The sequence below is a fragment of the Nostoc sp. genome, assembly GCF_036919815.1.
Classification (GTDB): domain Bacteria; phylum Cyanobacteriota; class Cyanobacteriia; order Cyanobacteriales; family Nostocaceae; genus Nostoc.
In genome coordinates this window covers 1-1,854 of record NZ_JBALCE010000093.1, presented here as the reverse complement: position 1 = coordinate 1,854, position 1,854 = coordinate 1, and the positions used below count along the sequence as shown (strand labels likewise).

Genomic DNA, 1,854 nt, shown 5'->3' with positions numbered 1-1,854 from the left:
ACGTACCTCGTGACAACATTGTTCAACACGCAGAATTGCGTCGGATGACCGTGAACGAGTACGCACCTGATAGCAATCAAAGTCAAGAATATCGCGCATTAGCCACGAAGATTATCGAGAACAAGAATCTCACCATCCCCACACCTATTGAGATGGAAGAGCTAGAAGAGTTGTTGATTGAATTTGGTGTTCTCGAAAGCGAAGAAAATGCTGCAATGCTAATTGGTAAGAGTGCTGCTGAAGTTCCTGTAGTATAATTCCCTGCTAAGAAATAACGCTTTAGCACAAGGAAAAAGGAAGAGTTTCATATCTTCCCTTTTATCCTCTCCCTTCCATTTCCCCCCTAACTTTAGAGGGGACTCCTAGTCCCCCTATGCCCCGATCCTTACAAGTCACAGAGGCTAAGTATGACACCTCCAGAAAATCAAAACATCATCGAAGAAAGAAAAGAACTAATTAAAGAAGTTCTCAGTGCTTATCCTGAAAAAGCCGCTAAAAAGCGGGAAAAACACTTAAACGTATACGAAGAAGGTAAGTCCGATTGCGGCGTTAAGTCTAACGTTAAATCCCTTCCTGGGGTAATGACCGCTCGTGGTTGTGCTTACGCCGGTTCTAAAGGTGTGGTCTGGGGCCCTATTAAGGACATGATCCACATCAGCCACGGACCTGTAGGTTGCGGTTATTATTCTTGGTCTGGTCGTCGTAACTACTACATCGGTACGACAGGTATTGACTCCTTTGGTACCATGAACTTCACCTCCGACTTCCAAGAACGAGATATCGTTTTTGGTGGAGACAAGAAACTTACCAAGCTCATCCAAGAACTTGATGTACTTTTCCCCCTTAACCGTGGTGTTTCCATTCAATCTGAATGTCCCATCGGTCTAATTGGAGATGACATCGAAGCTGTTGCTCGGAAGACATCGAAAGAAATTGGCAAGCCAGTTGTACCTGTGCGTTGCGAAGGCTTCCGGGGTGTTTCCCAATCTTTGGGACACCACATTGCTAACGACATGGTTCGTGACTGGGTGTTCACCAAATCCGACCAAGCCAAGAAAGACGGTACACTCAAGTTTGAAGGTACCCCTTATGACGTAGCCGTTATCGGTGACTACAACATCGGTGGAGATGCTTGGGCTAGCCGCATCCTGTTAGAAGAACTCGGCTTGCGCGTAGTCGCTCAGTGGTCAGGTGATGGCACGATCAACGAAATGTTGATGACCCCCAATGTGAAGATGAACCTCATCCACTGTTATCGGTCGATGAACTACATCAGCCGTCACATGGAAGAAGCTTATGGTATACCCTGGTTGGAATACAACTTCTTCGGCCCCACTAAGATTGCTGAATCTTTACGGGAAATCGCTTCTAAATTTGACGAGACAATCCAAGCAAACGCTGAGAAGGTAATTGCCAAGTATCAGCCCACAATGGATGCGGTACTTGCTAAGTATTACCCCCGCTTGGAAGGTAAGACTGTTGCCATCATGGTTGGTGGTCTACGTCCTCGCCACGTTGTCCCAGCGTTCCAAGACTTGGGCATGAAGATGATAGGTACTGGTTATGAGTTCGCTCATAACGATGACTACAAACGTACTGCTGGCTACATCGAAAACGGCACCATCGTTTATGACGACGTTACCGCTTACGAATTCGAGGAATTTATCAAAGCGCTCAAGCCCGACCTTGTAGCCTCTGGTGTGAAAGAGAAGTACGTCTTCCAAAAGATGGGTCTACCTTTCCGTCAAATGCACTCTTGGGATTACTCCGAACCTAGCGATGCCTCCGGCGGGCTACGCGCCAACGCTCTTCAACATCATATAATGCAAGTTTTTTAGCGGTGGGAGAAAAAAG

General features: G+C 46.7%; 1 protein-coding gene and 1 pseudogene. Both read left to right on the top strand.

Annotation, left to right across the window (positions count from 1 at the left end):
* Positions 1-257 (top strand): annotated as a pseudogene (gene nifH, locus V7K15_RS22085) (nitrogenase reductase); the annotation flags it as partial.
* Positions 258-407: 150 nt separating this feature from the next.
* On the top strand, positions 408-1,838 hold the full coding sequence (gene nifD, locus V7K15_RS22080) for a nitrogenase molybdenum-iron protein alpha chain (RefSeq protein ID WP_334908784.1): 1,431 nt from the start codon (positions 408-410) through the stop codon (positions 1,836-1,838).
* Positions 1,839-1,854 lie beyond the last annotated feature (16 nt).